We start from the raw sequence: 26,948 nt of genomic DNA on the forward strand, positions 1-26,948 counted from the left end.
GGGCGGCTGTTCGTATTTATAGTACCCGGTTTGCGATATGGAGTCCGTACGCCAGGCCGTTCTATTTCGTTAGTATAGTATGACTAAGTTCGTTTGGCTGGCTGTTCTGCTGGGCATGACCGCGTGCCGAAACAACGATCCTCTTTTTCAGAAAACCGAAGCGGCCTCTACGGGGGTTACGTTTGTCAACCAGCTGCGCGAAACCGAGCAGGAAAACGTGCTCGCGTTCGAGTACTTCTATAATGGCGGGGGCGTTGCGGCTGGCGACCTCAACAACGACGGTCGGGTCGATCTTTTCTTCACCGGCAACCAGGTCAGCAATGCGCTGTACATAAACCGGACTTCGCCGGGTACGGACGAGCTGACATTCGACGACCTGACTCAGAAAGCGGGTGTGGGCGGGCGGGCCAACGGCTGGAAAACGGGCGTGACCCTGGCCGATGTCAACGCCGATGGTTGGCTCGATATCTACGTCTGCTACTCGGGACTACGGCCCGATTCGCTGCGCCGGAATCAACTCTTTATCAATAACCACGACCTCACCTTTACCGACCGCGCGGCCGAGTACGGGCTGGCCGACGCGGGCTATTCTGTTCAGGCCACTTTCTTCGATTATGACCGCGACGGCGACCTCGACTGCTTCCTGATCAACCATAACCTCAAGAACTACCAGCGTAAGGAAGCCGCTGTCATGCGGGCCGAGCGCGACCCCAACGCCGGCGATAAGCTCTTCCGCAACATGAGCGTTGAGCAGCGAAGCGAAGCGAAGCAGCCGTCCCGTTCGGCGGCTACTCCCGGCGTTGCTGGCCCCGCGCCCCGCTTCGTCGATGTGTCGGAAGCAGCCGGTATCAAGGGTAATCCGCTGGGGTTCGGGCTGGGCTGTTCGGTGTCGGATATAAACGGAGATGGCTGGCCCGACCTGTACGTGACCAACGATTACGTAGAAGATGATTATTGCTACATCAACCAGCTGGGTACGGCGTCAGATGGTCCCGCTTTCCGCGACGAACTCCGCGAACGGGTAGAGCATACTTCTTACTCGGCTATGGGGGCCGATATAGCCGATCTTAATAACGACGCCCGCCCCGACATTATGACGCTGGACATGCTGCCCGAAAGCAATGCCCGGCAAAAGACCCTGCCCTGGCCCGACAACTGGAACGTATACCAGGCCCAGCTCCGCAACGGCTTCTGGCACCAGAATATGCGCAACATGCTCCAGATTCAGCAGGCCGACGGTCGCTTTGCCGAGCTGGGTCAGCTGGCCGGTCTGGCCGGTACCGACTGGAGCTGGGGCGTGCTGCTGGCCGACTTCGACCTGGATGGCTACAAAGACGTATTTGTCAGCAACGGGATTCTGCGCGATTTTACCGACGCCGACTTTATCAAATTCTCCGATCAGGCTGCGGGTATGCCGGTGCTGGAACAGATCCGCCAGATGCCATCCACGCCCACCCGGAACTACATATTCCGCAATAACCGCGACCTGACGTTTACGAATGAACAGACCAGCTGGGGCTTCGACCAGCCAACGATCTCGAACGGCTGTGCCTATGCCGACCTCGACAACGACGGCGATCTGGACATCATCACGAACAACCTGAACGAAACGGCCCGCATCTACCGCAACCGCAGCCGCGAAACGGGCGAAACCGCTTACCTGAAACTTCGGCTCGAGGGTCCGGCCGGCAACCCGTTCGGCGTCGGCACAACGGTAACGGTAAGGGGGCGGGGCCAGACCCAGACGCAGGAATTTTACCCTACGCGCGGCTTCGAGTCGTGCAGCCATGATCAGCTGCTGTTCGGGCTGGGCTCGGGTCCGGAGCCGGTGGCGGTAACGGTTCGCTGGCCCGACGGCAAAACCCAGACGCTGGCAGCGGTGGCGCCCAATCAAATGCTGACCGTTACGCACCGTCAGGCCGTGTTGGCTCGGACTCCCGCAGCCCCCGCCGTAAAGCCTCTGTTCCGGCCAGCCAGCACCCCCGCGTTTACCCACCGAATCGACTCCATCAACGACTTCGACCGGCAGATTCTACTGCCCATGCAGTATACCAGCCCTGGCCCCCGGCTGGCGGTGGGTGATCTCGACGGCGACGGCCTGGCGGATGTATTTGCGGGTGGCAGCGCCCGACAACCCGGTCAGCTGTTTCGGCAAACGGCTCCCGGCACGTTTAGCCCCGTCCCGCTGCCCGGCGCGGACAACGGAGCCAATGCCGATGCGCTGTTGGCCGACTTCGACGGGGATAAACAACCCGATCTGTACGTAGTCAACGGGGGGTACGGATTGCCCAATGCCAGCAAACGACAGGACCAGCTCTGGCTCAACAGCCGCGGTACGTTCGTGCCCAAAGCGCTGCCCGCCGAAACTGAAAACGGAAGCTGTGTGAAGGCTCTGGACATTGACCGCGACGGTGATCTGGATTTGTTCGTGGGCGGTTCCATCGTGCCATACCGCTATCCGGCGGCCGAAGAAAGCTACCTGCTCATCAACGACGGGCGGGCCAATTTCTCGCGCCGGGCCCTGGGTAAGCTGGGTTTGGTGACCGATGCCACCGTGCTGGATCTCGACAAAAACGGCTGGCCCGACCTGGTGGTGGTGGGCGAGTGGATGCCCGTTACGGTACTGCTCAACCAGCAGGGAATGCTCAAACCACAGAACCCCTCGACCAGCGAAAGCCTGACAGGCTGGTGGAGCCGCATCGAAAAAGCTGACCTCGACGGCGATGGCGACGACGATCTGATTGTCGGTAACCTGGGCCTCAACACCCAGCTCCGGGCCAGCCGCGACCAGCCGGCGCTGCTGACCTACGACGATTTCGACCAGAACGGCACGCTCGACTTTTTCATGAGTTATGCCGTACAGGGGAAAGTGTATCCGGCCTATTCGCGCGACGAAATCTGCGAACAGGTGCCCTCGCTTCGGAAGCGGTTCACGAATTACAAAGCCTATGCCGACGCCACGCTCGAGCAGTGTTTCGACGAGCAGCAACTCCAGCAGGCCCGGCAAAAACAGATTACCGAGTTGCGGACGCTGGTGCTGGAGAACAGCAACGGAACGCTTGTACCGCACGCGTTGCCACTGGCGGCCCAGTACGCACCCGTTTACGGAATTCTGGCCAGTGATTTTGATAAAAACGGAACGACCGATCTGCTGCTCGTAGGTAATAACGCCCGGCTGCGGTTGCGGATCGGTAAGGTCGATGCCAACCATGGACTCGTCTTGAGCAACCGGGGGGGCTGGCGCTTCGAGGCCATGACGCCCGAGCAGACGGGCCTGTTTGTGCGGGGCGATGTGCGGGACGTGAAAAAAGTAGGAAACACCATTATGATGGGCGTGAGCGGGCAGTCGCTGCTTGGGCTTAACCCAACGCGCTGATGCCTATAAAGCCGTATCTGTATAAGACAATGACGATCAAATCTGGCCTGATGGCCGCCATACTCGTTTCGCTTTGGTCTTGCGGCAGCCAGGAAGAGCCGCTGTTCGAAACGCTGCCCGCTACCCAAACGGGCGTCGATTTCGTGAACCGCAGCCTCGATCGCAAAGACTTCAACATCTTTCGCTACCGGAATTTCTACAACGGCGGGGGCGTAGCTATCGGCGACGTCAACAATGACGGCCTGCCCGACCTGTTTCTGACGTCTAACTTCGAAGCCAACAAACTCTACCTCAACAAGGGCGGTATGCAGTTTGAAGACGTAACGGAGAAGGTCGGGATCACCGGGAAAAAATTCTGGTCAACCGGCGTCACCTTTGCCGACGTGAACGGCGACGGCCTGATGGATATCTACGTCTGTAACTCCGGTAGCCGCGATGCCCGCGGTAACCAGCTCTATATCAACCAGGGTATACGCCCGGCCGGGGCCGGTAAAAGCGGGCCGCCCATGCCCGCGTTTGTGGAAAAAGCGGCTGAATACGGCCTCGTCGACGGTGGGTTCTCGACCCACGCGGCTTTCTTCGACTACGACCGCGACGGTGACCTCGATATGTACCTGCTTAACAACAGCTTTACCCCCATGGACCGGCTAGCCTTTGCCAACACCCGTGACATCCGCGATCGGCTCGGGGGCGACAAACTCTTCCGCAACATGGCCGTAGAGCGCGGGGCCGCAAAAGCCGGTGCTACAAGTACTGCTTGCCCCCTGTTCGTCGACGTGAGCGAGCAGGCGGGCATCTACGGGAGTCTGATCGGGTTCGGACTGGGCATTACCGTAGGCGACGTCAACAACGACAACTGGCCCGATATTTACGTCTCCAACGACTTCTACGAGCGCGACTACCTGTATATCAACCAGCGCGACGGCACCTTCAAAGAGGATATCAAGAACCAGATGGGGCACATCAGCACCACCTCCATGGGCGCCGATATTGCCGATGTCAACAACGATGGCACGCTCGACATCTTCGTAACGGACATGCTGCCCGACGATGATTACCGGCTCAAAACCACGGCCTCGTTCGATAGCTACGAGCTAACCCAGCTGAAAGAGTCGCGCGATTTTTACCACCAGGACCCGCGCAATATGCTGCACCTCAACAACGGCAACAACACCTTTTCGGAAGTGGGCCGGATGGCGGGGGCCAGCGCTACCGACTGGAGCTGGGGGGCACTGCTGTTCGACATGGACATGGACGGCCTGAAAGATATTTTCGTCGCGAACGGGATTCTGAAGGACCTGACCGATCAGGATTTTATCGCTTTTCTGGCCGACAACCCGGATTTGCAGACCATGATCGAAGGCACCAAAAAATTCGACTACAAAGAATACGTTGACCGGATGCCTTCTACTCCGCTGCCCAACTACGCCTTCCGTAACAAAGGCAATGGTATGCAGTACGAAAACAAAGCCGCCGACTGGGGACTGGGTAAGCCCGATTTCTCGAACGGGGCCGCCTATGGCGATCTCGACGGCGATGGCGATCTGGACCTGGTTGTCAACAACAACAACGCGCCGGTGTCGATCTATAAGAACCGGTCGGTAGAGCTGCACAAACGCAACTTTCTGCGGGTGCAGCTGAACGGCTACGGCAAAAACCTCAACGCCATCGGGGCCAAAGTATACGTACATCAGCAGGGTAACGTACAGTACCTGCAGCAGATGCCGAACCGGGGCTTCGAATCGTCGGTAGACCTGACAATGGTGTTTGGCCTGGGCAGCAACCCGGTCATCGACTCGGTAACGGTCATCTGGCCCGACGACAAAAAGCAGCGGATCAGCCGACCAACGGCCAACGCAACCCTGACGCTGGCCCACAAAAACGCCGACCAGGTCGCTATCTTCCGTGCACCAGGTACGGCAGCGGTTCCAGCCGGTATCACGACCCTGTTTACCGACGTGACGACCCCCATGAAGCTGGATTATGTTCACCGCGAAAACGATTTTGTCGACTACAACCGCGATGGGCTGATGAAGCAGCTGCTCTCGCGCGAAGGACCGGCGCTGGCCGTGGGCGACGTGAACGGCGATGGGCTCGACGATGTCTTTCTGGGCGGGGCCGCCAACATGCCCCGGTCGCTTTACCTCCAGCAGCCCAACGGCGCCGGGTTTGCGCCCGAGAAACAGCCGTTTCTGCTCGATGCTATTTATACAGAAGACATTGCCGCCACCTTTTTCGATGCCGACGGGGATAAAGACCTCGACCTGTACGTGGCTACCGGAGGCAACGAGTTCGAGGACCCGACCTTCCTGCAGGATCGGCTGTTCATCAACGACGGCAAGGGCCGCTTCACCTGGGATCGTACCATGCCTCGCAGCAGCGATAACAACTCCTGCGTGGTAGCGGCCGACTTCGACCGCGACGGCGATCAGGATCTGTTTGTCGGCAGTCGGATGGTGTCGGGGCGCTATGGCCAGCATCCGAACCAGCTGCTGCTGATCAACGACCGGTCGACGGGTAAGGGCGGCAGCGCGTTCCGGAACGCGACTAAAGAGCTGATTCCGTTTGCGAACGAGATCGGTATGGTGAAAGATGCCGTCTGGGCCGATGTCGACGGTGACAAGTTTCCCGATCTGGTACTGGTCGGCGACTGGATGCCGATCACCATCCTGAAAAACAAGGCTGGCAAAGGGTTTGAGCGAATGACATCCGAAACGCTGGACAAATCGGGCGGCTGGTGGAACGCCATCCGGCCCGCCGACCTCGACGGCGATGGCGACCTCGATTTCGTTGTGGGCAACCTGGGCCTTAACAGCCGGATGGTCGCTTCGGCCGATGAGCCCGCGCATCTGTACGGCAACGACTTCGACCGGAACGGAGCCTATGAGCAGGTGATGACCTGCTACCGGAAGGGCCTGGACGGACAGAGCCGCGAGTGCCTGATGGTACTCAAACCCGATCTGCAGAAACGCATCCCATCCATCAAAACGAAATACATCAAGCATACCGACTACGCCAAAGCCGGGTTCGAGGATATTTTTTCGAGCCAGCAGCGCGAAGGCATGACCGTTCAGACGGTACATACCGCCGAGACCTCGATCCTGATCAACGACGGCAAGGGCCAGTTTACTCTGAAGCCGCTCCCTATCGATGCGCAGACCTCGCTCGTTCAGGCCATCCAGACCGGCGATTACAACGGCGACGGCAAGCTGGACATCCTGCTGGCCGGTAACTTTTTCGACGTGCTGCCCGAGATAGGTCGCTACGACGCCAATTACGGACTATTACTCACCGGCGACGGCAAACTGAACTTCCGCGCTGCGAAGCCGACCCAAACGGGCTTCTTTGTACGGGGGCAGGTGCGCCGGATGCAGACCGCCCGGGGCGCCAACGGCCAGTCGTATATCGTGCTGGCCAAGAATAACGACCGGGCGCAGGTGTTTGCGGTCCAAAACCGTCCGAAACCATGAGGTATCTGCTGGGGCTGATCGGGATTGGGTGGCTGATGACCCTGGCCAGTTGCTCGTCCGAACCGGCTGAAGAGCCGCTGTTTCGGGTGCAGGATGCTCAACAGACGGGCGTCACGTTTACTAACCAGCTGCGCAACACCGATAGCCTGTCTATTCTCGATTACCTGTATTTCTATAATGGCGGGGGCGTAGCGGCCGGCGACCTCAACAACGATGGCCTGACCGACCTGTATTTCGTTTCCAACCAGGGGCCGAACAAGCTGTATCTGAACAAAGGCAACTTCACCTTTGCCGACGCTACCGAACAGGCCGGGCTGGCGGGTCGGGCCGACTGGCAAACGGGCGTTACCATGGCCGATGTGAACGGCGACGGCTGGCTCGATATCTACGTCTGTGCGGTGAGCCGGTTCAAAGGGCTGCGGGGCACGAACGAGCTGTATATCAACAACCGGAACGGCACCTTCACCGAGCGGGCCGCCGAGTACGGGCTGGCCTTTGCGGGCTTCTCGACCCAGGCTGCATTCTTCGATTACGACCACGATGGCGATCTGGACTGCTTCCTGCTCAACCACGCCGTACATACCGCCCGCAGCTACGACCGCGTCTCGATCCGCACCATCCGCAACCGCGAAGCAGGCGATTACCTGTTCCGGAATGAGGGTCCCAAACCGTCATCGGGGCAGAAACCGTCGTCAGCTGCGTCGCCTTATTTCGTTGACGTGTCGGAGCAGGCCGGCATTTTCGGGGCCGAAATGGGCTACGGCCTGGGCGTTTCGGTGGCCGATCTGAACAACGACGGCTGGGAGGATATCTACGTCTCGAACGATTTCCACGAAGACGACTACTATTATGTCAATAACCAGCGGGGCGGTTTTACCGAAAGCGTTCGGCAGGCGTTTGGCCATACGAGCCGGTTTTCGATGGGGAACGATGCGGCCGATGTCAACAACGACGGCTACCCCGACCTGATCACGCTCGATATGTACCCCGCCGACGAAACCGTCGAAAAGTCATCGCTGGGCGAAGATCCGCTCGATATCTACCGGTATAAGCTGACCTACGGCTATATGGATCAGTACAGCCGCAACTGTTTGCAGATGAGTCAGTCGGGCAAACGGTTCATGGACGTGGGGCTGCTGGCGGGCGTAGCCGCTACCGACTGGAGCTGGTCGCCCCTGCTGGCCGATTACGACAACGACGGGCTGAAAGATCTGTTCATCGCCAACGGCATCGTGCGTCGGCCCAACGATCTCGACTATGTCAAATACATCTCCGACGAGTCGGGGCCCTATACCCAGGTTGGTGCTGGCAATACCGGCGCCATCGAACGAATGCCCGAAGGCAACGTGCGTAACTACCTGTACCGGGGGCAGGCCAGCGGCCGGTTCGAGGATAAGTCGCTGAGCTGGGGCTTCGACCAGCCTTCTGTCTCGTGCGGAGCCGCCTACGCCGACCTCGACAATGACGGCGACCTCGATCTGATTACGAATAACATCGATGCCCCGGCCAGTTTGTACCGCAACGAGACCGACCGGCTCTTCCCGGAACGGCAGCACCTGACTGTCCGGCTGAAAGGCAACGCCCCCAATACGTTCGGCGTCGGCGCAAAAGTGGTGCTGAAATACGGCGGGGCCGCGCAGCGGGATTCGCTGCAGGTACAGCAGCTGATGCCTACGCGGGGATTCGAGTCGGCGGTAGCGCCCGAATTGCTGTTTGGGCTGGGCAGTCGTCGCCGGATCGACTCGCTGATCGTGATCTGGCCAAACCAGCAGATGGAAGTCCGGACAAACGTACCGACGGGCCAGACGCTCACGCTCCGCCAGACCGACGCCCGGCTCGATGCCACCGGCTACCGCTACACTACTCCCGTTGACACGCGCCTGTTTACCCCCGTTGCCGACACGACAGCGCTGCCGTTCGTGCATCAGGAAAATAAGCAGTACTACGACTTCGTGCGGGAGTCGCTGATGCCGTTCAAACTGTCGACCGAAGGGCCGCGGCTGGCGGTGGGCGACGTGAACGGCGACGGGCTTGACGATATCTACGCCGGTGGGGCCCGCAACCAGGCCGGTCAGTTACTGATGCAGCAGCCGTCGGGCCGGTTTGCGGCCATGAGTCAGGCCGCTTTCGGCGCCGATGCCGCCTGCGAAGATGTCGACGCTGTTTTCTTCGATGCCGACGGGGATAAAGACCTCGACCTGTACGTGGTTTCGGCGGGTAACGAATTTTCCGGGCAGGACTTGCCGCTCCTCGATCGGCTCTATCTGAACGACGGGCAAGGCCACTTTAGCCGGGCCGCGCAGGCCCTGCCGCCCATGTACGACAACAAAAGCTGCGTGAAGCCCGCTGACGTCGACGGTGATGGTGACCTCGATTTGTTCGTGGGCGGGCGGGTCGTCGGGTACGCCTACGGGAAATCACCCCGGTCGTATCTGCTCATCAACAATGGTAAAGGGCAGTTTACCGACGAAACCGACAAACGGGCTGCGGGCCTGCGTCGGGTCGGTATGGTTACCGATGCTATCTGGGCCGATTACGACAACGACCGGGATGTGGACCTGATCCTGGTCGGCGACTGGATGCCGGTACGCATCTTCGCCAACCGAAACGGGCGGTTCGACGAGTTGAAAACGATCACGGCCAGCGATACGCCCCTCAACGGATTCTACCAGCGCATCGTAGCCGCTGACTTCGACCGCGACGGTGATCTCGATCTGATGGCAGCTAACCTGGGTACGAACACAAAACTGCGCAAGACGCCCGACTCGGCTCTTAAACTCTGGGTCGGGGACCTCGACAATAACCAGACTACCGAGCAGATCATGGCCTATAACCGGGGGCCGACCTGGTATCCACTGGCCTTCAAGGACGAGCTGGGCAAGCAGATGCCGGGTATCATCAACAAGCGCTTCACCAACTACGCATCGTTTGCCGGCAAACCCCTGACCGACGTACTGACCGATAGCGAACTAAGCGGTACCGGTGCGTTTACCGTTAACCAGTTCGCTTCGGTTTATCTCGAAAATCAGAACGGTACCTTTGTCGTTCGTGAATTGCCGATGCAGGCGCAGGTGTCAAAACTCTTCGCGTTACTGCCCATCGACATTGACGGCGACGGCGACCTCGATTTGCTGGGGGGCGGCAACTTTTTCGGTGCCAGTATGTACCAGGGGCGTTACGATGCCAGCAGCGGACTGGTGTTGCGAAACGATGGTAAAGGCCATTTCAGCAGTCTGTCGCCCGTAGAGAGCGGGTTTCTGCTCGACGGCGAAATTCGGGATATTCGACCCGTTCGTACAGCCCGGGGGCCGCTGCTGGTAGTTAGTCGCAACGGCGCCGGCCTGCTGGGATTCTGGCCCGAACAGGGGCGGTAGACGGCTGAGCTGCCCCGTGTAAGAGCGGTTGGGCATTGGGGGGTATGATGAGTAGTCTCGACTGGGTTCCTGCGTGACTATCAGCCCGATCGGTTTGGTTGGCTCTATACGTATTTCGGGTCTTCATCTTCTTTTTCTCTGGTATTTTCCCGTAATTTTGTAAGTACTAATCGAGTCGTAACTATTGAAATTGCTTGACTAACCTATCTGTTGTCTAATGAACACATTGCTACGATCAGGTTTCCTGATGGCGCTGTTGCTGGTCGGGTTTGCCGGCTGCCAGAAGCCAGCGACGCCTGCTGAATATAATGCCAAAGCGGCCAATCCGGAGTATTATAATACCGCGCTCAACAAGCTGACGCAGGTTATTATCCACGATATATTCTCGCCCCCCGTTGCCAGCCGGATCTATGCCTACGCGAACCTGGCGGGTTACGAAGCGCTCGTGCCGTTCGATGCGCAGTATCAGTCGCTGGGCGGTAAACTCAAACGCTACGAGGCCGGTCCTGTGCCCACGCCCGGTCAGGACTATTGCTTTCCGCTGGCCAGTGCCCGCGCGTTTATGACGGTGGCCCGCGCGCTGACGTTTTCGGTCGAGTTCTACGATGAGTTTGAACCGTCTTTCTACGAGCAGTACAAAAAGGCGGGGGTACCTGACGAGGTCTACGAGCGCTCGATGGCCTATGGCGAAGCGGTTGCCAAACACGTGCTGGACTACGCGGCCAAGGATAATTACAAGCAGACCCGCGGGTTCAAACATACCGTAACCAATCAGGATGGCACCTGGGTACCCACGCCCCCGGCCTACATGGATGCCGCCGAACCCCAGTGGAACAAACTCCGCTGCTGGGCTATGGATACCTGTAATCAGTTCATGCCGCCCCGCCCGCCCGCCTATAACCTGACCAAAGGCAGCCCCTACGACAAAGAGCTGCAGGAGGTGTATACGATCGGGAAGAGCATGGACAAGCAGAAGCAGGATATCGCCTACTTCTGGGACGATAACGCCTTTGTCATGAACGTGGCCGGTCACGTATCCTATGCCTCTAAGAAAATGACCCCCGGTGGACACTGGCTGGCTATTGGGCAAACCGTGGCCCGGCAACAGAAGCTGAATCTGATGCGGACGGTAGAGATGTATGCCCTGACATCGTTTGCCCTGACCGACGGGTTCATCTCGTGCTGGGACGAGAAATACCGCTCCAACATGGTTCGCCCCGAAACGGTCATCAACAAATACATGGACCCCAAATGGACGCCTTTTCTGCAAACGCCCCCGTTCCCGGAATACTCCAGCGGGCACAGCGTCATCTCGACGGCGGCCGCTACTGTGATGACTGCGCTCATTGGCGACAGTATTGCGTTCGTTGATTCGACAGAATTTAAATATGGTCACGGCGTTCGGTCGTTCAAGTCGTTCCGCGACGCGGCTAACGAAGCTTCCATCAGCCGGCTCTACGGCGGTATCCATTACCGGGCTGCCCTGGACAACGGGCAGGTGCAGGGCGAGAAAGTAGGGCAGTGGGTGCTGCAGAAACTGCATACCCGGAAGTCGGCCGTAGCGGGCCGCTAGCTCCAATTTACGGGTCAATGTAAGCGAAAGGTCCTCAGTCGTAGTTTAGGCTGAGGACCTTTCACATGCATGACGTTATGAAAAAAATTGGTGTACTCAGTGGATTGCTGGTATTGCTTTCGCTCTCGTTGCCGACCCTGGCCCAGCAAACGTATTTCAACGTACCGTCGTCCGATATTGTCGAGAAGCACGAGCTGTCTGTTCAGCAGCAGTTTACCATTGCCGAGTCGATCCGGTCGGGCACAACCGTCTCCTTCGGACTTGGGCGTGAGTGGGAGGTCGGCGCCAATCTCTATAACCTCGATTATAAACCGTCGGCACATCGGTTTATGCGGAACGACTCGACCACCGGGCAGGCCTATAGTCCGCTGTTGCTGCTGAACACGCAGAAAGCCTTCGATATTACGGATCAGCTGGAGCTGGCCATTGGGGCGCAGACCGGCTTCAACCTGACGCCCGACCGACCGGCGCAGTGGGTGGGTTACCTCTATGGGCACGTAGCCGGTTCGTTACACGATGAACACTACAACTGGTCGTTTGGGGGCTATACCGCCAACGCGCGCTACCTGGGCGACGGCCCCCGGGCGGGGTTTCAGGCGGGTTTCGACGCCGGTATCTTCTACCAGAAATTTCACCTGCTGGGCGACTGGATTTCGGGCGGTCACGACCTGGGCCAATTGGTATTGGGAGTGGAAGTATACCTGGGCAAGCATTTCCCGGTAGCCCTGGGCTGGCAACGGATCAACCGCGACGGACAACAGGCGCTGGTATTGCAACTGACCTATAACCCCGAATAAACCGGCGACCGGAAAAACTACTGACCCGGATGTGAACATGCCCGCGAATTGCATTATTTTTAGTCCATATTTCAACTAGTAATGAATATGCGTAAACTAATGTATGGCGTTGGGCTGGCTCTCCTTATTGGGAATCAGTCACAAGGCGTGTTTGGTCAGACGACCAGCCCGGACTGGCAGATTGTTGGTCAGAATATTAACCCCGCCAATTACTATGGCATTACCGTAGCCAACGGCATGATCGGTCTGGTCTCGTCGCCGGAGCCGATGAAAGTGAAAGATGTGGTACTGAACGGGGCTTTTGATACCTACGGGCGTGGCCGGGTGTCCAACATCCTGAAGGTCTTCAACTTCGTCAACATGAACCTCGATGTTGACGGTTCGCGGCTCGGACCAAAAGATATTGCCAATTACCGGCAAACGCTCGACATGCAGAAAGCGGCCCTAACCACTACCTTCGACTACAAAGACAAGGTTGGCGTTCGGCAAACGGTCATGGCCCTGCGGCATCTGCCGTACTCGGCCCTGACCATGGTCGAAATTACGGCCCGTAAGGACTGCGAAATCAGCCCGATGAGCGTAATCGAAACGCCCGAGAACCTGAAAGAAGTCAAGAATTTCTACGCCGAGATCGACCGGTCGCACGTGACCATCCGTCTGCTGACATCGGTTGCCAAAAGTCCGTCGGGCCGGCATACCGTAGCTGCCAGTAACAGCTTCATTTTTGACGAGCCACACGGTCAGGAGCCGGACGTGATTCACGAAGACTGGGATTACAACATGCACCTGGCCAAGTTTAAAAAACGGCTCAAAGCGGGCGAAACGTACCGGTTCAGCATTGTTGGCTCGGTATCGTCGACGGCCCATACCGCCGATCCGCACAACGAAGCCGAACGGCTGACCATCTTTGCCGCGCTGGAACGGACCGAACGGCTGCTGATGCGCCACAACGCCGAATGGGCCAAACTGTGGCGGAGCGATATTATCATTGAGGGCGATCCGGATGCGCAGCGGGCCGTACGGTCGGCACTGTACCACCTGTATTCGTTTGCGCGTGAAGGGCAGGCCTACAGTCTGTCGCCCATGGGCTTGTCGGGGCTGGGCTATAACGGACACGTATTCTGGGACACGGAGTTATGGATGTACCCGCCCCTGCTGACGCTGAAACCCGAAATGGCCCGCTCCCTGCTCGAATACCGCTTCGAACGCATGCAGATGGCCAAACAAAACGCCTTCAGCCACGGCTATGCCGGGGTGATGTTTCCGTGGGAATCGGACGCCGACGGGCAGGAAGCAACGCCCGTCTGGGCCCTAACGGGCCCCTTTCAGCACCACATCACCGGCTGTGTGGGCTGGGCTTTCTGGAAATATTATCAGGTTACGAAAGACAAGGAGTGGCTGCGCACCCGTGGCTACCCGATGCTGAAAGAAGTAGCTGATTTCTGGGCGAGCCGGGTCGAGCGCGAAGGGCCGGGCAAATACCATATCAATAACGTAATCGGCGCCAACGAATGGCAGGAAAACATCGATGATAACGCCTTCACGAATGGGATGGCCAAAACATCCCTGCAATACGCCAGCCAGGCCGCTCAGGAGCTGGGAATAACGCCCAATCCCGACTGGAAAACTGTAGCCGACAACATCCCGATCCTGAAATTTCCGGACGGCACGACCAAAGAAAACCGTACCTACGATGGCGTCACGATCAAACAGGCTGATGTAAACCTGCTGGCTTACCCGCTCACGGTCATAACGGATCCGGCCCTGATCCGGAAAGACCTGACTTATTATGAACCACGCTATTCGCCGGAGGGGCCTGCTATGGGCTGGTCGGTACTGGCCACGCTGAATGCGCGGCTGGGCAATACGGACAAGGCGTATGACTGGTTTGTAAAGAGCTACAAACCCAATGAGGTACCACCGTTTGGGGTGCTGGCTGAAACCGCTGGTGGCACGAACCCGTATTTCGCAACGGGGGCCGGAGGTATGTTACAGGCGGTTCTGAATGGATTCGGAGGGATCGATATCACGGATAGTGGGATTACGCAGCTGAAGACGAAACTGCCGAAGAAGTGGAAGTCCCTGACTATTAAAGGAGTAGGGCCGCAGGCTAAAACGGTACAGGTTCAATAAGCGCGTATAGGATGCAGTTCCTGTTATCAGTCAGCAATTAGTAGTGTATTCAGAGGCTGTCTTCGTGCACTACTAATTGGTTACTGATAACGGGCATCCTGATTTTACCATTGGGCAGTCGGCAGATGAGCCGATTGTAATTCGAGTTCAACGTCTTTCGACTGAATAGCCATTTTGTTCAGGGCGATGTAGATCGCTTTAACGGCATTTTCGATCCGCTTCCAGCCTTCTTCGCTCCGCAGATCGATGCTGACCATGGTCCGGTCGTTCTGCGCCATGATCGTCAGATACGTCATCGCTCCCAGAATAACGGCTGATATAGCCTGGGTGTCAGCACCTTTTACGAAAGATAGCTGGCTTACGAGCCGGGTCATTTCTTCGTCCTGCGCTTTGGCGGCTGTTTCAGCAATGGAATCATTTTCAATAACGGTAGCTTTCAGTACTTCGCGGGCTGCTTTGAAGGTTCTGAAATACCGATACGTCTGGATTACCTGTCTGTACCAGATACGGGCAACATCCGAGTCGTGCAGCGGCCGAATCTGATCCAATACTGCCGGATTGAAAACCGGAAACAGCTTTCCCATTTTCACGTAGTATTCGAGCAGGCCTTCCATACCGCCAAAGTACCGGTAAATCAAGACCTTGCTGACGTTGGCTTTTTCCGCTACACGGTTTACGCCAACCCCTTCAAGACCCCGCTCAGCAATAACCTCTTCCAGTGCTTCAACAATGCGCTGGGTGGTTTTGGCTCGGTTTCTCCTTACCTTTTCTTCTTTCTCCATAAGAATTGCATTCATGATAATTCAAGCAAGTAGTTACACTTATTTGACTATAATTCCCTACAAGGGTCACTACAATACACTTAAAACACCAAATTAACGCCGTTAATTCTCTCGCTTTACGCTGGCTTCGGTTGTCCAAAACGACCTTTACGGTATATTCAAAGGGCCGAATGATTGTACAACCAAGAGACGGATATAGAAAGAAAACCTCTTCGATGTAACTTTTAATTGATAATAAGCAAAGGAAAGTATTTTTTAAGCAGACAACAAAAAAAAACAAAATATAATGGTAAAAAATTACTAAGCAGATTTGTACCGTATAAATGACCTCTAAAATGGCTATAAAACACGAAAGCCGCCTGAAGATCAAGCGGCTTTCGGCAAGTAGCCCGAGAAGGATTCGAACCTCCACAAACAGAACCAAAATCTGTCGTACTACCCTTATACTATCGGGCTGTTTTGCATTTGCGAGTGCAAAGATAACGTATTTCTGTGCGTAAATGCAAAACCATTTCTCAAAAAAAAGCGACACAAACGGGGTGTCGAGCCTGTCTGCGCTGATAATCAGCCGATCAGGCTACCGATAAGCCGTCGATTGTTACGGCCGGACTTATTTTTTTGACCATTCCCTGCAATACTTTACCCGGGCCGCTCTCGATAAATTCGGTAGCGCCGTCGGCTACCATCTGCTCAACGGACTGGGTCCACCGAACGGGTGAGGTGAGCTGAGCAATCAGGTTGGCTTTGATTTGCGCCGGATCAGTAGCGGGGCGGGCGTCTACGTTCTGATAGACCGGGCAACGCGGCTGCGCAAACGTCATGCTGGTAACGGCCTGGGCAAACTCGTCGCGGGCGGGTTCCATAAAAGGCGAGTGAAACGCACCCCCTACGGCCAGTGGTAACACCCGCCGGGCACCGGCTGCCTTGAGTCGTTCACCCGCCAGCTCGATCCCCGCCAGACTCCCCGAGATCACCACCTGGCCGGGACAATTATAATTGGCCGGTACCACAATCTCTTCGGTTACTTCGGCGCAGATCCGCTCAATGGCATCGTCGGCCAGTCCAAGCACCGCTGCCATGGTCGAGGGTGCAATCTCGCAGGCGCGCTGCATAGCCGTTGCCCGGATCGACGCCAATCGAAGCCCATCTTCGAACGACAGCACGCCAGCCGCCGTCAGTGCCGACAGTTCGCCCAGCGAATGACCCGCTACCATATCGGGAGAAAACGAGTCGGTGGTGAGCGCCAGCACGACGCCATGCAGAAAAACCGCGGGCTGTGTATAAATTGTTTGTTTAAGGTCCTCGTCGGTTCCTTCAAACATGATCCGGGTCAGATCGTAGCCGAGGATCTGGTTGGCCTGGTCGAAAAGGGTCCGGGCCGCTTCTGACTGTTGATAAAGGTCATGGCCCATGCCGCGGAACTGCGACCCCTGGCCGGGAAAAACATATGCTTTCATAGAAGAATAAAACGGCACCAAGCCATTTGTCGGAGCAAAGTAAAGGGGTTCGGTCGGCAAACAAAAACTTTGGACATCCGGTTAGGGACGCACGTCGTTTGTGTAATTTTTATAGGCAATAAATTAGACATAAACCGGCGTCTGCAGGGCACAAATCTTGTTTGCGTCGCGTTTGTGATATAGTTTTGATGCGCCATTGAAACTGGCTATTTTTCACTTGTTTACAACTACTTCTTTCGTGTCGTTCACCGTATGGCTTGGGTAACACAAACACTATCCAGCTCCCTCGGCCGCAAGGTCATCATGTCATTGACGGGGCTGTTTCTGAGTACTTTCCTCATTGTACACATGGCTGGTAATCTCCAGCTGTTCAAGGCTGATGGCGGCCGGGCGTTTAACGAGTACACCTACTTCATGACGCACAATCCGCTCATCATTACTGTCTCGTATCTGCTCTACACCTCCATTCTGGTTCATGCCCTGATGGCGCTCGTGCTGACGCGGCATAACTCAGCATCGCGGCCGGTTAAGTACGCCTACAGTAAACCAGAGGCCAATAGCCCCTGGGCATCGCGCAACATGGGTATTCTGGGCACGGTACTGCTGGTATTCATTATCATTCACATGCGCACGTTCTGGTATGAGATGCACTTTGGCTCGGTTCCGATGGCTGAGTATGACGGCAAGCAGTACAAAGATCTGTACGCCGTTGTGAAAGTAGCGTTCGCGGAGTGGTGGTACGTGCTGTTGTATGTACTGTCGATGGTTGCGGTGGGCTATCACCTGGCCCATGGTTTCCAGAGTGGGTTTCAGTCGCTGGGAGTTCGGCACCCGAAGTACACGCCCATTATCGAGACGGTAGGCCGGTATTTCTTCGCCTTCATCATTCCGGCGGCTTTTGCGGCCATGCCGATTTACGTGTTTTTGCAAGTTCACGGGATATTATAAAATGAGTGAATCAATGGTTGAGCGATTGAGTGAATCGTTGGCTTAGGCCTACTGTCACTTTATTACTCAACCGCCTAATCACAACTGACTATGAAGCTGGATTCAAAGATTCCCGAGGGGCCGTTAGCCGAGAAGTGGGCCCGGCATAAGTTCGGCTTGAAGCTGGTAAACCCGGCGAACAAGCGGAAGTACGATATCATTGTAGTTGGTACGGGGCTGGCCGGTGCGTCGGCCGCAGCCTCGCTGGCGGAGCTTGGCTATAACGTAAAAGCCCTTACGTTCCATGATAGCGCCCGTCGGGCGCACTCCATTGCCGCCCAGGGTGGTATCAACGCAGCTAAAAATTATCAGAACGACGGTGACTCGGTCTTCCGGCTGTTCTACGACACCATTAAAGGAGGTGACTACCGCGCCCGCGAAGGCAATGTGTATCGCCTGGCTGAGGTGAGTGTTAATATTATTGACCAGTGCGTAGCGCAGGGAGTTCCGTTTGCGCGGGAGTACGGCGGTCTGCTGGCAAACCGTTCGTTCGGGGGAGCTCAGGTATCGCGCACGTTCTACGCCCGCGGCCAGACCGGTCAGCAACTGCTGCTGGGTGCTTACTCGGCGCTGAGTCGGCAGGTGACCACCGGTAAGGTGAAAATGCTGACCCGTACCGAACTGCTCGACATCGTCGTGGAAGGGGGTAAAGCCCGCGGCATTGTAACCCGCAACCTCATTACGGGAAAAATAGAATCGCACTCGGCCCATGCGGTGCTGCTGTGTACGGGTGGCTACGGCAACGTGTTCTACCTCTCGACCAACGCCATGAACTCCAACGTGACGGCGGCCTGGCGGGCTCACAAACACGGAGCTCTGTTTGCCAACCCCTGCTTCACCCAGATTCACCCGACCTGTATTCCGGTAAAAGGCGATTACCAGTCGAAGCTGACGCTGATGTCGGAGTCGCTCCGGAACGACGGGCGCGTATGGGTGCCCAAAACCAAGGAAGACGCCGAAAAAATCCGGAAAGGTCAGCTCAAACCAACCGACCTCAAGGAAGAAGACCGCGACTACTTCCTGGAACGGCGCTACCCATCGTTCGGTAACCTGGTTCCGCGCGACGTAGCGTCCCGGAACGCCAAATACGTTTGTGACGAAGGTCGTGGCGTCAGTAAAACAGGGCTGGCGGTTTATCTCGATTTTGCGGATGCCATCAAGCGCGACGGTCGTAAAACCATCGAAGCGAAGTACGGCAACCTGTTCGAGATGTACGAAAAGATCGTTGACGACAACCCGTACGAGACGCCGATGATGATTTACCCGGCTGTTCACTACACGATGGGTGGCCTGTGGGTCGATTACAACCTGATGACGAGCATTCCGGGTCTGTACGCGCTCGGCGAAGCCAACTTCTCGGACCACGGCGCCAACCGCCTTGGGGCCTCGGCGCTGATGCAGGGGCTGGCCGACGGGTACTTCGTGATTCCGTATACGGTAGGTGATTACCTGGCTACCATTGGCCCGGCCGACAAACTGCCCGTCGATGCACCCGCGTTTAAAGAAGCAGAACAACGCGTAACCAGCCAGATTCAGCGGCTGCTGTCGATCAAGGGTACTAAGCCCGTCGATGAGTTCCACCGGCAGCTGGGTCTGATTATGTGGGATTACTGCGGTATGTCGCGCAACGCCGAGGGGCTGAAAAAAGCCAAGAAGATGATTCAGGATCTGAAGGCCGAGTTCTGGAGCAACGTGCGGATCATGGGCGAAAACGAAGAGATGAACCAGTCGCTCGAAGGAGCCGGTCGCGTGGCCGATTTCATTGAGCTGGGTGAGTTGATGGTCGACGATGCGCTCAACCGGGAAGAGTCCTGCGGTGGTCACTTCCGCGAGGAGCACCAGACCGAAGACGGCGAGGCCCTGCGCGACGACGCTAACTTTGCCTACGTAGCGGCCTGGGAATACCAGGGCGAGAACCAGCCCGAAACGCTCCATAAAGAAATACTGGAGTTCGAAAACGTGAAGCTGACGCAGCGTAGCTATAAATAAGTGATGGGTTTTCGGTTTTCGTTTTCCGGTCATGCCCAACCCGGGCAAAGGCCCATCGACAACTATAAACCGAAAATCCCGGCGGGGAACCGCGCAAAACCCATCAAACAATGAAGATCAACTTAAAAGTCTGGAGACAGAAAAATAATAATACCCCGGGCAAGCTGGTCGAGTACCAACTCGATAACATCTCGCCGGATATGTCGTTCCTGGAAATGTTCGACGTGCTGAACGGCGAGCTAACCAAAAAGGGCGAAGAAATCGTTGCGTTTGACCACGACTGCCGCGAAGGTATCTGTGGCTCTTGCTCGATGTATATCAACGGCCGCGCCCACGGGCCGCAGACGGGAGCCACTACCTGCCAGCTGCACATGCGTTCGTTCAACGATGGCGATACCATTGTGGTTGAGCCATGGCGGGCGCGGGCCTTCCCGGTTATCAAAGACCTGATCGTTGACCGGTCGGCGTTTGACCGGGTTATTCAGGCCGGTGGTTACGTATCGGTGAACACGGGCTCGGCGCGCGACGCGAACGAAATCCTGATTCCACGTACAGTGGCCGATGAGGCTATGGATGCCGCTGCCTGCATTGGCTGTGGCGCCTGCGTAGCGGCCTGCAAGAACGCATCGGCTATGCTGTTCGTATCGGCTAAGGTATCCCAGCTGGCTATTCTGCCGCAGGGTAAGGCCGAGAGCCAGCAGCGGGCCGAGCGTATGGTGGCTCAGATGGATGCCGAAGGTTTCGGTGCCTGCTCCTTTACCGGCGCCTGCTCGGTCGAGTGCCCCAAGTCGATTTCGCTCGACCATATTGCCCGCATGAACCGGGAATATCTGGGTGCCAAGCTGACCTCCGACAACGTTCAGGGATAAGCAGCGTAGGTACATCATGCAAGGCGGGCTCTTTCAGCGAAAGAGCCCGCTTTTTTTGTTCCTCTCTACCGACGATACGCTGTAATGGCCCTGACGGGCCAGAGCTTTGGTAGCATCGTTCAGGATCGCCCCTGGCCCGTCAGGGCCATTACAGCGCAGCGTGGGTAGCGAAGCGGGGTCAGCAAATACAATGTGCCGTCAGGTACATCACAGCATAGCATCGGTAGCATCATGGGAGCGGACCCCGTCCAGAGCCAGGTGCCGTTGAGTTAGGTACCTGACGGCACCTGGTTCCCACCTGGAGGGATGTTTTCTACCGACGCTACGCTGTTCTGGCCCTAACGGGCCATGGATGATCTGGGTGCCTGTCGATTTCTACCGACGCTACGCTGTTCTGGCCCTGACGGGCCATGGATTGATGGGCGCCTGTCAATCCCTGCCGACGCTGCGCTGTTTGGGCCCTAACGGGCTATGGACGATCCTGAACGATGCTACCGACATTGTGCTGTGATGGCACAGACAGGGCCTGGCTTTTGCCTGAGTTTACGTCAACCCAGAGTGATTTAAACTGGCAAAAAAGCCGTTTGTGTAAAAGGCAGGTATAGCGGTTGAGGTTTACACTACCTTTTAGCTACTATCTCACAGGGCGTTGGTAGTGGTCATTCACCCGAAAAAAGTAATCGTATCATGTTTACCAAGAAAACGAAGGCTGCAAAACCGGCCAGCTCATCCAAATCTGCGCTCCGCGAATGGGCCGATTCGATCCTGTTTGCCGTGGTGGCCGCTACGCTAATTCGATTTCTGACCTTCGAAGCGTATGCCATTCCGACGCCGTCTATGGAGCAGAGCCTGTTCGTGGGTGATTATCTGTTCGTGAGCAAACTGCACTACGGAGCCCGGACGCCCAAAACACCGTTGCAGATACCACTCACCCACCAGAAAATTTGGGGTACCGACCTGCTGGCTTTCAGTACCGCTATTCAACTGCCTTCGTTTCGGCTACCGGGCTTTTCGCACGTAAAAAGGGGCGATGTGGTGGTTTTCAACTACCCCGCGCCCCGGGCCGATGAGGCTGGCTATCCCAGCGATCTGAAAACCAATTTTATCAAGCGATGCGTGGCGCTTCCGGGCGATGTCGTGGCTATCCGGGCGGGGCAGGTGTTGGTGAACAACAGCCCCCTGGCCGTTCCGGTGAAGGCGCAGCAAAGCTATTTTCTGAAAACGACCGAAGTGCTCGACGAGCGCTTCTTCCGAAAATATGGCATCGTCAACGATTTCAACTCCGCGGAGGGGCCCTTTATCAACTGGCAGCCGCTGGAAGCTGTTGACGAAGCGACAAAGAGGCCGGTGCTGGTAGGGTATCGGGTTCACGCCAGCGAAACCATCATTAATCAGTTTAAAACGTTTAGCTGGATAAGCAGCGTCGAACCGATGCTGGAACAGCCGGGTCGGGCACAGCCTGGTGTCTACGGCTCGTCTGTGTTTCCGTGGAATCTGGACAACTTCGGCCCGCTTACGGTACCTAAGAAAGGCATGACCGTACCCATCAACAAGCAGACCATTGCGGTTTACGGGCCCGTTATCGAGCGCTACGAAGGCCTGACTAATGTGCGGCTAACCCCAGCCACGGTAACCATTGACGGACGCACCGTGACGTCTTATACCTTTCGGCAGGATTACTACTTCATGATGGGCGACCATCGGCATAACTCCGAAGATTCCCGCTTCTGGGGCTTCGTACCCGACGACCACGTGATCGGAAAAGCCGTCCTGGTCTGGATGTCGATCGACCCCGTTCCGGCTGACATCTGGCATAAAATCCGCTGGAACCACCTGTTCAGCCTGGTCGACTGAGGCAGCCTGGTCAGAACGGGTCAGCTTCGAACCGGTTGAGTCTATACGTTGGTGGTGCTGATAAGACGTCAGCCTTTCCGGAAGTAATCATATAGAAAAATTGGGAATAGTCAGATCTAGGCACGGCTGATTTACGTATTTTGGGCAGCTAAACGGCTCAAAATGCGCTTCTTATACCTACTGGTTTGTCTTCCTCTGCTAAGTTTTGGCCAACCGAAAGGTTGGCAGGAGCTGACTATATCCGACGGTCTGTCGCAGGGTATGATCTTTGACCTCAAGCAGGACCGGAAGGGATTCATCTGGATTGCTACTAAAGACGGCCTCAACCGGTACGACGGGCATAATTTTACGGTGTTTACCCACGACCCCTACAACGACTTTACGCTTTCGGACAACAGCTGCTCGACCCTGCTCATCGACCGGCACCAGCGGCTCTGGGTGGGTACTGTCAACAAAGGGCTCAACCTCTTCGACGATCGAACCCAGCGGTTTTATCATATCGATATCAGCGATCAGGCGGCTCCCGACGCGGGCAACTACGAAATCTGTTTACTGACCGAAGACCCCGCCGGTAACATCTGGGTCGGAACCGATAAGAATAAGGTATTCAAAATCAGCCTGCCTGCCCCGCTCCAGGCGCACTACCCCGACCGGCCTAACGTTACCCGCCAGGTCAGCATCAGTCCTGTTTCGCTGGCGCTGGCCGATATCAACACCAAGAACAACACCAACTATGTCAGTTTCCACCCGAACGGGGAGGCCTTTGTTTGCACGTCGGATGCGATCTACACCATCAACTGGCAGCGCCCGGCCGGTGCAACCAAACTGCCGTCGTTTGAACCGGCGTCTGTCGATATGCACTCGATGTACGAGGACCCGGCTCACCAGTTCCGGTTCGTGACCTACAGCGACCGGATTGTTGGGTGGTACCGGGGGCAGCGCAAAACGATCTGGCTGCCAGGAAAGGATTACTTCAGTGTGAAGCTCCGCCCCATCGATTCGCTGCAGATGGCCGTTGCCACTACCGATCACCTCTGGATCCTGTCGCCGGCCGCCCTTTTCGGGCAGGACAGTCTGAGCGCCCGTACAGCTTTTGCGCAGTTACCCCCCAATCTGTACTCGGTCACCAATCTGATGAAAGACAGGACCGATAACATCTGGATCGGCACCAGCGGCTACGGGCTTCGGAAGTTCAACCCCCGTATCAAGTCTTTTCAAACGTATCTGCCCAGGACGTCGTTATCCGGTCTTTACGTTGACCGGCAGGGGCGTACCTACGTGCGGTATACATACGCCTACGCCCGGCTGGACCGGGCCAAGAACCAGATGCTGCCGTTTCTGGATGCGGGTCTGCCAGCCGCCGACAAGCGCCAACGCTACCTGATGCAGGATCGTCAGGGGAACTTCTGGGCGTCGAACGTCAACTTTCAGACCCACAAAGCCTCGCTGATCCGGTTCTCGTACAACTGGCAGCTGGTCAAAAAGTACCCGTTGCCCGCTCAGGCTGATTTCGGGTTCTACGGCAATCAGACGATCGAAGCAAAAGACGGCCAGCTCTGGCTTGGATGCACCAACGGGCAGTTGCTGCGGTTCAACCCCGTCACCGAAACCTTTACCGTCTTCAGCTACCAGGGCCTATTACCCCGCAGCGGGGCCGAAATAGAAACCTACTCGCTCTGTGAGGATCAATCCGGCACGCTCTGGATCGGCACGCAGCAGGGGCTGGTCAAAGCCCGGCATTACCAGACAAAACCCACTTTTTCAATCTATAAAAACTCGAAAAAGGATCGGCATAGCCTGAGCAACGACTTTGTGCTGAGCGTTATCAACGACCCGCGCCAGCCCGATCGCTATTTGTGGGTAGCTACCAAAGGGGGCGGATTGGAGCGGCTGGACAAACAAACCGGGCAGTTTATGCACATCACCGAAGAGCAGGGGCTGCCCAATAAGGTCGTGTACGGTTTGCTGGCCGACGAGTTCGGGATGCTCTGGATGAGCACGAACCGGGGGCTGGCCCAGCTCGATCCGCAAACCCTCCGGTTCAAAACCTACACCAAGGCCGATGGCCTGCAGGACGATGAGTTCAACACCAGCTCGTACGTCAGGTCACCCACGGGTGAGCTGCTCTTCGGCGGGGTGAATGGCCTCACCACACTCCGGGCGTCTGAGGTGGCCGGTACCTCGCAAAAGCGGCCGCTGATTCATATCATCGGCCTTAGGATTAATAACAAAGCCGTTTCCGTGGCCGATCCCACGGCCATACTGACCCAGACCATCGACTATACGGACCGGCTCGAACTGGCTCATAACCAGAACCTGCTTACCCTCGAGTTCTCGGTCATGGACTTTACCAATTCGGCCAAAAACCGCTACCGGTACCGGATGGAAGGTATCGATCAGGACTGGGTCGAAGCCGGTACAACCCGCTTTGCCAACTACGCCCAGTTGCCCGACGGGTACTATACTTTTCGGGTTATGGGGTCGGCCGACGGGCAGACCTGGAGCGAGCCGGTCGCGTTACGGATTCGGATTCATCCGCCGGTTTACCGAACCTGGTGGGCTTATCTGCTGTACGCGCTGGCAGCGGGTCTGCTGAGCTGGCAGCTTTACCGGTTTCAGACCCAGCGCTGGAAACTGCAGCAGCGGCTTCTCTTCGAGCAGCAGGAGGCTACCCGGCTGGCCGAGCTGGATGCGCTGAAGACCCGCTTCTTTACGACCATCTCACACGAGTTTCGCACTCCCCTTACCCTGATTCTAGGGCCGCTCACCGATCTGAAACGGCGTTTCCAGACGGAGGCGACGGTGACGCTGACCCAGCAGACGGTAGCCCTGATGGAGCGAAGCAGTCACCGCCTGTTGAGCCTGATTAACCAGTTGCTCGATCTGAGTAAGCTGGAAGCAGGACAGTTCAGGCCTGAACCCGAGCGGGGCGACATAGCGGCTTTCTTTCAGCTGCTGGCTCATTCGTTCGACGCCCTGGCCAGGGATCGGCAGATCCGGTTCAGCTTTCGCCAGACCGCTACCGAATACTGGGCTGATTTCGACGCTGACAAGATCGAGAAGATTGTTACCAACCTGCTGGCCAACGCCCTGAAATTCACGCCGGCCGGGCAGGACGTATGCCTGACGGTCAGCTACCCCGAACCACCCCGGGCCGACAGGCTGCAGCTTACCGTTGCCGACACGGGCATCGGCATTGCACCCGATCACCTCCCGCATATTTTTGAGCGGTTTTACCAGGCCGATGGGAAAGCCAACCGCTTGTACGAAGGCACAGGCATCGGGCTGGCGCTGGTCAGCGAGCTGGTAGACGTGCTGGGCGGTACCATCGACGTAGCCAGTACCCACGGGGCCGGTACCACGTTTACCGTCTGGCTCCCCCTGCCGTCGGCTGGTACGTCGGCAGGGGCTCAGCCCGTTGCGATGTTGCCCGAACCCGAACCCACGGCGGTGCCGCCCGAGCCCGCTGTTCCGCTGGGCGAGTCGGCCGACAGTCTACTCATCATCGACGACAATGCCGATATCCGGGCGTATATCCGCTCCGTGTTTGACGATCAGTATCAGATCATCGAAGCGGAAGATGGCTACGACGGCCTCGACAAAGCTACGACCTTGTTACCCAGCCTCGTAATCTGTGATCTGATGATGCCCCGGCTCGACGGCTTCGGCTTTTGCCAGGCGCTGAAAACCCAGGAAACAACCAGCCACATTCCGGTCGTGATGTTGACGGCCCGGTCTACCGTTGAAAAGCGCATCGAGGGGTTCGAGCGCGGGGCCGACGACTACCTGACCAAGCCCTTCAACCGGGTCGAACTCCAGACGCGGGTACGAAATCTGATCCGGCAGCGGCAGCGGCTGTATGAGTGGTTCGCTACCCGGCTAAGTACGACCAGCGCCAGCCTGCTCGTACTGGCTCCGCTCACGGCCGAGCAACGGTTCATCGATCGGCTGACGGCGCTGGTCATGCAACACCTCGACGATACCGATTTCTCGGTCGAAGCGCTGGCCGAGGCTGCCAACCTAAGCCGGATGCAGCTGCATCGTAAGCTCAAAGCCCTGACAAACTCAACCGCAACCCACTTCATTCGGGAGATCCGGCTGGACCAGGCTGCCCGGTTGCTCCGGCAGGGCAATCAGAGTGTGACCCAGGTTGCGTATGCCGTGGGGTTCGATAACCTGTCCTACTTTGCCCGGGTATTTCAGGAAAAGTACGGCGTGCTGCCCTCCCAGTACCACAAGCCCGGCGCGGCAACGGTCTGATAGCTGGTTGTTTATAGCGTTGAAGGC

General features: G+C 57.0%; 14 protein-coding genes and 1 tRNA gene. 12 read left to right on the plus strand and 3 right to left on the minus strand.

Annotated elements, in window-relative coordinates; genetic code table 11:
• Positions 1-79 precede the first annotated feature (79 nt).
• The 6 genes from FBR45_RS14255 (at position 80) to FBR45_RS14280 (ending at position 14,723) form a co-directional block, all read left to right on the plus strand.
• Complete coding sequence (locus FBR45_RS14255; RefSeq protein WP_246082245.1) at positions 80-3,376, plus strand: VCBS repeat-containing protein; 3,297 nt, start codon at positions 80-82, stop codon at positions 3,374-3,376.
• A 29-nt stretch (positions 3,377-3,405) separates the two neighbouring features.
• On the plus strand, positions 3,406-6,846 hold the full coding sequence (locus tag FBR45_RS14260) for a VCBS repeat-containing protein (RefSeq protein ID WP_138503465.1): 3,441 nt from the start codon (positions 3,406-3,408) through the stop codon (positions 6,844-6,846).
• A complete protein-coding gene (locus tag FBR45_RS14265) occupies positions 6,843-10,220 on the plus strand; it encodes a VCBS repeat-containing protein (protein ID WP_138503467.1) in 3,378 nt (1,125 codons plus the stop codon). The genes FBR45_RS14260 and FBR45_RS14265 overlap by 4 nt, the downstream gene beginning before the upstream one ends.
• A gap of 217 nt (positions 10,221-10,437) precedes the next feature.
• Positions 10,438-11,793, plus strand: a complete 1,356-nt coding sequence (locus FBR45_RS14270) for a vanadium-dependent haloperoxidase (RefSeq protein WP_138503469.1) — start codon at positions 10,438-10,440, stop codon at positions 11,791-11,793.
• A gap of 77 nt (positions 11,794-11,870) precedes the next feature.
• Positions 11,871-12,590, plus strand: a complete 720-nt coding sequence (locus FBR45_RS14275) for a hypothetical protein (RefSeq protein ID WP_138503471.1) — start codon at positions 11,871-11,873, stop codon at positions 12,588-12,590.
• A 99-nt stretch (positions 12,591-12,689) separates the two neighbouring features.
• A complete protein-coding gene (locus FBR45_RS14280; RefSeq protein ID WP_394344384.1) occupies positions 12,690-14,723 on the plus strand; it encodes a glycosyl hydrolase family 95 catalytic domain-containing protein in 2,034 nt (677 codons plus the stop codon).
• A gap of 104 nt (positions 14,724-14,827) precedes the next feature.
• On the opposite strand, the gene FBR45_RS14285 is transcribed toward FBR45_RS14280, so the two are convergent.
• The 3 genes from FBR45_RS14285 to fabD form a co-directional block, all read right to left on the minus strand.
• Positions 14,828-15,520, minus strand: a complete 693-nt coding sequence (locus tag FBR45_RS14285) for a TetR/AcrR family transcriptional regulator (RefSeq protein ID WP_138503475.1) — start codon at positions 15,518-15,520, stop codon at positions 14,828-14,830.
• 370 nt (positions 15,521-15,890) lie between these two features.
• Positions 15,891-15,961: transfer RNA gene (locus FBR45_RS14290), tRNA-Gln, on the minus strand.
• 116 nt (positions 15,962-16,077) lie between these two features.
• Positions 16,078-16,962, minus strand: a complete 885-nt coding sequence (gene fabD / locus FBR45_RS14295) for an ACP S-malonyltransferase (RefSeq protein WP_138503477.1) — start codon at positions 16,960-16,962, stop codon at positions 16,078-16,080.
• A gap of 252 nt (positions 16,963-17,214) precedes the next feature.
• Between fabD and FBR45_RS14300 the strand changes: the two genes are divergently transcribed.
• The 6 genes from FBR45_RS14300 to FBR45_RS14320 all read left to right on the plus strand — a co-directional run bounded on the left by FBR45_RS14300 (position 17,215) and on the right by FBR45_RS14320 (position 26,921).
• The gene (locus tag FBR45_RS14300) at positions 17,215-17,910 is read left to right on the plus strand and encodes a succinate dehydrogenase cytochrome b subunit (protein ID WP_138503479.1); all 696 of its coding nucleotides are present in this window, start codon (positions 17,215-17,217) and stop codon (positions 17,908-17,910) included.
• A gap of 90 nt (positions 17,911-18,000) precedes the next feature.
• A complete protein-coding gene (locus FBR45_RS14305; RefSeq protein WP_138503482.1) occupies positions 18,001-19,938 on the plus strand; it encodes a fumarate reductase/succinate dehydrogenase flavoprotein subunit in 1,938 nt (645 codons plus the stop codon).
• A 110-nt stretch (positions 19,939-20,048) separates the two neighbouring features.
• Positions 20,049-20,807, plus strand: a complete 759-nt coding sequence (locus FBR45_RS14310) for a succinate dehydrogenase/fumarate reductase iron-sulfur subunit (protein ID WP_138503484.1) — start codon at positions 20,049-20,051, stop codon at positions 20,805-20,807.
• Positions 20,808-21,159: 352 nt separating this feature from the next.
• Entirely contained in the window at positions 21,160-21,318 is a 159-nt protein-coding gene (locus tag FBR45_RS26385; RefSeq protein ID WP_171044896.1) for a hypothetical protein, read from the plus strand.
• Between the two features lie 176 nt (positions 21,319-21,494).
• On the plus strand, positions 21,495-22,661 hold the full coding sequence (gene lepB, locus FBR45_RS14315; RefSeq protein ID WP_138503486.1) for a signal peptidase I: 1,167 nt from the start codon (positions 21,495-21,497) through the stop codon (positions 22,659-22,661).
• 162 nt (positions 22,662-22,823) lie between these two features.
• Entirely contained in the window at positions 22,824-26,921 is a 4,098-nt protein-coding gene (locus FBR45_RS14320) for a hybrid sensor histidine kinase/response regulator transcription factor (RefSeq protein ID WP_138503488.1), read from the plus strand.
• Positions 26,922-26,948: the final 27 nt, after the last annotated feature.

Origin of the sequence: Spirosoma lacussanchae (assembly GCF_005870035.1) — a bacterium.
Lineage (GTDB): Bacteria > Bacteroidota > Bacteroidia > Cytophagales > Spirosomataceae > Spirosoma > Spirosoma lacussanchae.

Coding starts and splice junctions, on each gene's coding strand:
- FBR45_RS14255 (WP_246082245.1), top strand. CDS start 80: ATGACTAAGTTCGTTTGGCTGGCTGTTCTGCTGGGCATGACCGCGTGC.
- FBR45_RS14260 (WP_138503465.1), top strand. CDS start 3,406: ATGACGATCAAATCTGGCCTGATGGCCGCCATACTCGTTTCGCTTTGG.
- FBR45_RS14265 (WP_138503467.1), top strand. CDS start 6,843: ATGAGGTATCTGCTGGGGCTGATCGGGATTGGGTGGCTGATGACCCTG.
- FBR45_RS14270 (WP_138503469.1), top strand. CDS start 10,438: ATGAACACATTGCTACGATCAGGTTTCCTGATGGCGCTGTTGCTGGTC.
- FBR45_RS14275 (WP_138503471.1), top strand. CDS start 11,871: ATGAAAAAAATTGGTGTACTCAGTGGATTGCTGGTATTGCTTTCGCTC.
- FBR45_RS14280 (WP_394344384.1), top strand. CDS start 12,690: ATGTATGGCGTTGGGCTGGCTCTCCTTATTGGGAATCAGTCACAAGGC.
- FBR45_RS14285 (WP_138503475.1), bottom strand. CDS start 15,520: ATGAATGCAATTCTTATGGAGAAAGAAGAAAAGGTAAGGAGAAACCGA.
- fabD (WP_138503477.1), bottom strand. CDS start 16,962: ATGAAAGCATATGTTTTTCCCGGCCAGGGGTCGCAGTTCCGCGGCATG.
- FBR45_RS14300 (WP_138503479.1), top strand. CDS start 17,215: ATGGCTTGGGTAACACAAACACTATCCAGCTCCCTCGGCCGCAAGGTC.
- FBR45_RS14305 (WP_138503482.1), top strand. CDS start 18,001: ATGAAGCTGGATTCAAAGATTCCCGAGGGGCCGTTAGCCGAGAAGTGG.
- FBR45_RS14310 (WP_138503484.1), top strand. CDS start 20,049: ATGAAGATCAACTTAAAAGTCTGGAGACAGAAAAATAATAATACCCCG.
- FBR45_RS26385 (WP_171044896.1), top strand. CDS start 21,160: ATGATCTGGGTGCCTGTCGATTTCTACCGACGCTACGCTGTTCTGGCC.
- lepB (WP_138503486.1), top strand. CDS start 21,495: ATGTTTACCAAGAAAACGAAGGCTGCAAAACCGGCCAGCTCATCCAAA.
- FBR45_RS14320 (WP_138503488.1), top strand. CDS start 22,824: ATGCGCTTCTTATACCTACTGGTTTGTCTTCCTCTGCTAAGTTTTGGC.